Origin of the sequence: Massilimicrobiota sp. An105 (assembly GCF_002161155.1) — a bacterium.
In the GTDB taxonomy this organism is placed as follows: Bacteria; Bacillota_I; Bacilli_A; order Erysipelotrichales; family Coprobacillaceae; genus Allocoprobacillus; species Allocoprobacillus merdigallinarum.
Window position 1 is genome coordinate 1 of sequence record NZ_NFLY01000073.1, and the last position, 5635, is coordinate 5635.

Genomic DNA, 5635 nt, shown 5'->3' on the forward strand with positions numbered 1-5635 from the left:
ATATTACATCTTGAAATCAGAAGAAGAGAAAAGATGTTTTTTTATTGCCTAAAAACAGAAAAAGAAAAGAGCTGAAACAAAATCAACTCTTTAAAAAGTTATTTCGTTACAGCCCCTTTCATAAGCTTTTAAAGCATGTTTATGAACATCAAAAGAGCTGGCAATTAAAAGGTATAAAAATCCAGTCTGAACAAAGAAAATAGTATAATCTAATATCCCGTGAATAAAGATCATCACTGTAAAGGATACAATCAATGCAACCAATGTCTTATCAACTTTTAATTTCCATAAACGATATAATCTTTGAATATTAGAATAAATATATGGAGCAATAGTTAATAGTCCAACAATTCCAAAACAAAGCAATGGATCCAAATAAATACTATGAGCATGTTCGGTTGGATGACCATGATATAATGGATAGATATGCATATAAGTCATAGGGCCTTCACCAAACAAAGGATGTGTTATAATATTTTGAATAGCAACTTCCCAGATACCAGCACGTGTCATGAAATAAGCAACAATATTATCAACACGTGGGAATTTTGATGGATTTAATAGGAAATAAATACAAGCCACAATAACAAGAGCTAATATGCATGCACATGTTTTATGATGCTTGTCTACAATCAACATAATTAAAATGCCACCAGCTAATGCAGGCCATGCAGTTCGACAGGCAGTTAATAATAAAACAAAAAGATTTAATCCAATGACTGCGACATAATAAATAAATTTTTTCCATTCTAATTTTATATCTTTAATTTTTAATATTTTATAGAAAGTTAAACAAACAAAGAATTCAATCATCATAGCATAGTAATTAGCATTAAAGAAAACGGAATTAATACGATCTTGAGGACGATTGAATATCATGATTTCAAACTGATCAATATTGTAAGAATTCAAAATACCAATATATTCAATTAAACCATATAAAGCTGCAAAAATACTTAAAACAATAATACAGTTTGTTATATATTCAAATAATCGTGAATCAATATGAATACGATAATATAAAACAAAAGATAAAATCACTAAAATACCAATGCTACAAACAAAACCATAATAGTTTTGATAAAACAGAGAAACAATAGCACTTAATAAACTAAAATAAATAATAAAACGACTTTTAGGTATTTGTCTATAAGCTTCCTGTATTTCCCCTTTCCATAATAAACGAAGTGTTAAAAATATTAAAATCCCTCCACACATATAAAAAGGTAAAAACATTGAAAAAACAGCAACAATGATATATCTTTGATGATGTGTAAAATGTGTTTTTAAATACTGAATCCCAAAAATAAAAAACACCTCCCAAACGTATCTCTATTTTACAACATTTCTAAATTTATGTATACTATAAATAATCAAGATAACAAAAATGTAAGAAATGAGGGAAACAAGCTGAAATATTTATATATTTATAATTATTCGCCACATGAACAGAACTTATGTGAAATGGAATTTAGACATATTTTTCATGAAGATATGCAAACAAAATATTATATAACGAATCAGGATTTTGATTATTCCAGAAGTGCTTATATCAGGGGAAAATTAAATATTTTATATGAAAGTGCCTGTTTTGATGAAATAGTCAATTTTATTGAACAACAGAATTATTGTTATTATGATTTTAAAGTCATCTATTTAAAAAACGAAATCACACATGTGCCATATCAGGAATCAATTGATAAATGTAAGCAGATTGCCTTGCCTATTGCTGGTTCAGTGAATATGCATCATCCTCAAACAATCTTTGCGATTACAAAAATTCATGAAATATGGTATTTTGGTATTTATCAAAATGATATGAACTGGAATCAACATAATGATAAACCTTATTCATATTCACATTCATTAGCCTTAAGAGATGCCAGAGCAGTTGTTAATATTGCTTTAGGAAATGATTTATCTAAAACGATTGTTGATCCATGTTGTGGAGTAGGAACTGTTGTTTTAGAAGGATTGAGCATGAATGCTCATATTGTTGGTTATGATATCAATAAATATGTGGCTTATCAGGCAAGATTGAACTTAGAACATTATGGGTATGATCCATTATTGATTCAAAGATGTGATATGAGAACATTAAAGAAAACATATGATGTCTGTATTTTAGATATTCCTTATGGTGTATATAGTCCATTTACATATCAGCAACAATGCGAACTTTTAGAAAAGACCAGAGATATTGCAGCAGAGCTGGTTTTAATTTCACACGTTCCAATGCAAAAAGAATTAATAAATATAGGATATCATATGAAAGATCAAGCTATGATACAAAAAGGGAGCTTTCAAAGATATATAACACATTGTCTATAGGAGTGGGAAAAATGAAACATATTTTTATGATGCATGATACAAAGCGTCATCATGATTTAGAAGGCATGATTCATGATATCATGCAGGAATATGTATATGAAATTGTTTATACAACATCAATGCAAGATAGTCAAAAATACATTCAAAATTGTTTAGAACCATCAAGATTTTATGCAGTTGGTGGAGATGGAACAATCAATGGCTTGTTGCAGGCGTTAGTACATAGTGAACATGAGCTCGTTATTTTACCTTTTGGAACGGGGAATGATTTTTGTCGTACACTTACAAAAGAAAAGGATATCCGTCAACTATTAATTCAATCATTAAAGCAAGAAAGCCAAAAAGTTGATACCATTCAAATCAATGACAGATATTATCTTAATGCAGCATGTTTTGGATTAGATAGTATGATTGCGAATAAAGTCCATGATATTCCAGATATTCCATTTGTACCTGAATCACAGAGTTATATTATATCTATTTTTAAACAAGTATTTCGTTATGATAATCATCATGTAAAGATTGTATCGGATGGAAAATGTCTTTATGATAATCAGACAATTCTCTGTACATTAAATAATGCACAATATTATGGTGGTGGTTTTCAAATCACACCTCAAGCTCAAATTCAGGATGGTTATATGGATATCTGTGTTGTTGATCGTGTACCAAAGATCAAAATACCTTATCTAGTCACTTATCTTTTATCACATCAATTACATAAACGACATGAAGTCCATTATTATAAAGTGAAAGAAGCAACAGTTTACTGTCGCCATAGCTGTAATATTGATGGTGAAGAATATAAAGCAGACAGTTATTATTTTCAAGTATGTCCACAATCATTAAACTTAGTGATGTATAAAAAAAGCTGATATGAATAAGTCGTTCATTGTGACTTACTCAATCAGCTTTTTCATTACATATGACTATAATGATTTTCTTTTTTATTAACAACAAGAATTCCTACACTAATAAGTGCTAATGAAGCGATAAAGTAACCTTTCCATTAGCATCAACTAAGATTTGAGTTTTTCTTTCTTCATAACTATAACAAAAAAACACTAAGATATTTAACTTAGTGTTCATATTCTTCTGCAAAGAAAACCTGATGCCATAATGAGAAGCAATAGACAGTCCAGATTTTTTTATAATAGTCATGTTTATGATTTTTATGGTCTTCTAACATAGATAATAGTTTTTGATCATCAAACAATTGTTTAATAATAGGTGTCTGTAAACCATCATAAACTTTTTGATAAAGATCATCTTCACGCATCCATTCTCTAAGTGGAACAGGGAAACCTAATTTCTTTTTCTTGTAAGCTTCATTAGGAATAACTTTTTTAGCAGCTTGTCTTAATAAGACTTTTGTATTTTCTTTTGTGACTTTTTGATTATCTTTTAATTGACTTGCGACTTGGAAAACTTCTTTATCTGTAAAAGGAACACGACTTTCAATAGAATGAGCCATTGTCATTTTATCACCTTTTTGCAAGATGTCTTTAATAAACCAAGTTTGTAAATCAAAAGCTTGTCTTTTTTGAATATTTGTTGCTTTTTGAACACGATCAAAGACATTTCCAATAATATCTTTATGACTATGTAAATGACTTGTATCTTTTAATAAATGTTTACAATCATTATCAGAGAAAACAGGATTAACACCTACATAATAATCTTCAATACGCTCTCCATTTCTAATTAAGAAAGGAATACCTTTAAATGTGGGTAGATGTTTACATATAGATGCAATAGCATGACGAATGAAGAAAGGAATTTTTCCATACAATCCACTATCAATATCTCCACGATAAGTATTATAACCACCAAAAAATTCATCAGCACCTTCACCAGATAAAACAACTTTGACATCCTGACTGGCAAGTTGACTAACAAAATATAAAGCGACTGCAGCTGGATCGGCAGTTGGTTCATCTAAATGATACATAATCTTTGGTAAGACTTCCAAATATTCTTCTTTAGTAATAATTTTGCTTTTGTTTTCAATACCTAGTTGTTGTGTTAAATCTTTAGCGTAGTTAATTTCATTATATCTTTCATCATTATATCCAACTGTATAAGTATGTTGAGGTCTCGCTAATGAAACAAGATATGATGAATCAATCCCACTGCTTAAGAATGATCCAACTTCAACATCAGCAATCAAATGATGTTGGATAGAATCTTTCATGATTTGATCAATAGCTTGAATCATTTCCTGATCAGTTTTATATTGATCTTTGAATTCAATATGATAATAACGTTTAATTTGAATCTTTTGATCCTTATAAATAAGATAATGTCCTGGTAACAATTGTTTAACATTTTTAAAGAAAGTCTTTTCACCAGCTACATAATTCATTTTTAAATAAATATCTAAGACTTCAGTATTTAATTCTTTTTTAAAATCAGGATGATCTAAGAAACCTTTGATTTCACTTGCAAATAAGAAATGAGCAGGATCATCATAATAATAGAAAGGTTTAATTCCAAAATGATCTCTGGCACAGAATAACTCATGTGTCTCAGTATCATATAATGCAAAAGCAAACATCCCTCTTAAATAATTCACAACATCATAACGATATTCTTGAAAACCATGTAAAATAACTTCTGTATCACTATGAGTTTGAAAAACATGCCCTTTGGCTTCTAAATCTTTTTTTAATTCTAGATAATTATATATTTCTCCATTAAAGACAACGACCAAATGATCAGATTTCATAGGTTGCTGACCACCAGCTAAATCTATAATAGATAAACGACGATGTCCTAAAGCTACATAATCATCAATGAACTGCCCTTCACCATCAGGCCCTCTATGAGCAATACGATCCATCATCTTTTTTAGTACTTGACTTGCATTTTCATTAACAGGTGCGAATCCAACTATTCCACACATCGTAATCACTTCCTTCGTGAAAGCATTATAACATGCTTTTTCATATAAAAAAATAAAAAAGTAAAGAAAAAGAGGACTTAATCCTCATTGATGTCTACATATAATTCAACATATCCACAAGATTTACATAATGCCGCTTTTAAAGCATATTCCTTTTTCTTCAGGTTTTCATTTTTTTCGATGATTGTAAAGTCGCTAATAGGTTGTGCAGTATCTTTAATATAACAATCTTCTTTCATTTCTTTATGACATCTTGGACATTTTCTCATGCATACCACCTCTCGTATAATATGTATAGAAGTTTGAATTAAGGATTTCCTTTTTTAAACAATTGAGATATCTCAATTGTTTAAAAATTTCCTTGCTTCTACACTCTCTTTTTAAGATAATAGTTTCGTT

General features: G+C 29.3%; 5 protein-coding genes. 2 read left to right on the plus strand and 3 right to left on the minus strand.

Going from position 1 to position 5635, the window contains the following annotated elements; translation table 11 throughout:
- Positions 1-90 precede the first annotated feature (90 nt).
- On the minus strand, positions 91-1317 hold the full coding sequence (locus tag B5E48_RS12955; protein WP_087305527.1) for an O-antigen ligase family protein: 1227 nt from the start codon (positions 1315-1317) through the stop codon (positions 91-93).
- Positions 1318-1464: 147 nt separating this feature from the next.
- Here B5E48_RS12955 and B5E48_RS12960 point away from each other — a divergent pair, with 147 nt between their 5' ends.
- Both B5E48_RS12960 and B5E48_RS12965 read left to right on the plus strand, forming a co-directional pair.
- Positions 1465-2331, plus strand: coding sequence for a TRM11 family SAM-dependent methyltransferase (locus B5E48_RS12960; protein ID WP_241146987.1), 867 nt, complete (start codon positions 1465-1467; stop codon positions 2329-2331).
- Positions 2332-2342: 11 nt separating this feature from the next.
- The gene (locus B5E48_RS12965) at positions 2343-3206 is read left to right on the plus strand and encodes a diacylglycerol/lipid kinase family protein (protein WP_087305532.1); all 864 of its coding nucleotides are present in this window, start codon (positions 2343-2345) and stop codon (positions 3204-3206) included.
- Positions 3207-3409: 203 nt separating this feature from the next.
- Here B5E48_RS12965 and asnB read toward each other — a convergent pair whose 3' ends face one another.
- Both asnB and B5E48_RS12975 read right to left on the minus strand, forming a co-directional pair.
- Positions 3410-5236, minus strand: a complete 1827-nt coding sequence (gene asnB / locus B5E48_RS12970; RefSeq protein WP_087305535.1) for an asparagine synthase (glutamine-hydrolyzing) — start codon at positions 5234-5236, stop codon at positions 3410-3412.
- 77 nt (positions 5237-5313) lie between these two features.
- The gene (locus tag B5E48_RS12975) at positions 5314-5505 is read right to left on the minus strand and encodes a hypothetical protein (protein ID WP_087243864.1); all 192 of its coding nucleotides are present in this window, start codon (positions 5503-5505) and stop codon (positions 5314-5316) included.
- Positions 5506-5635: the final 130 nt, after the last annotated feature.

Coding starts and splice junctions, on each gene's coding strand:
- B5E48_RS12960 (WP_241146987.1), top strand. CDS start 1,465: ATGGAATTTAGACATATTTTTCATGAAGATATGCAAACAAAATATTAT.
- B5E48_RS12965 (WP_087305532.1), top strand. CDS start 2,343: ATGAAACATATTTTTATGATGCATGATACAAAGCGTCATCATGATTTA.
- asnB (WP_087305535.1), bottom strand. CDS start 5,236: ATGTGTGGAATAGTTGGATTCGCACCTGTTAATGAAAATGCAAGTCAA.
- B5E48_RS12975 (WP_087243864.1), bottom strand. CDS start 5,505: ATGAGAAAATGTCCAAGATGTCATAAAGAAATGAAAGAAGATTGTTAT.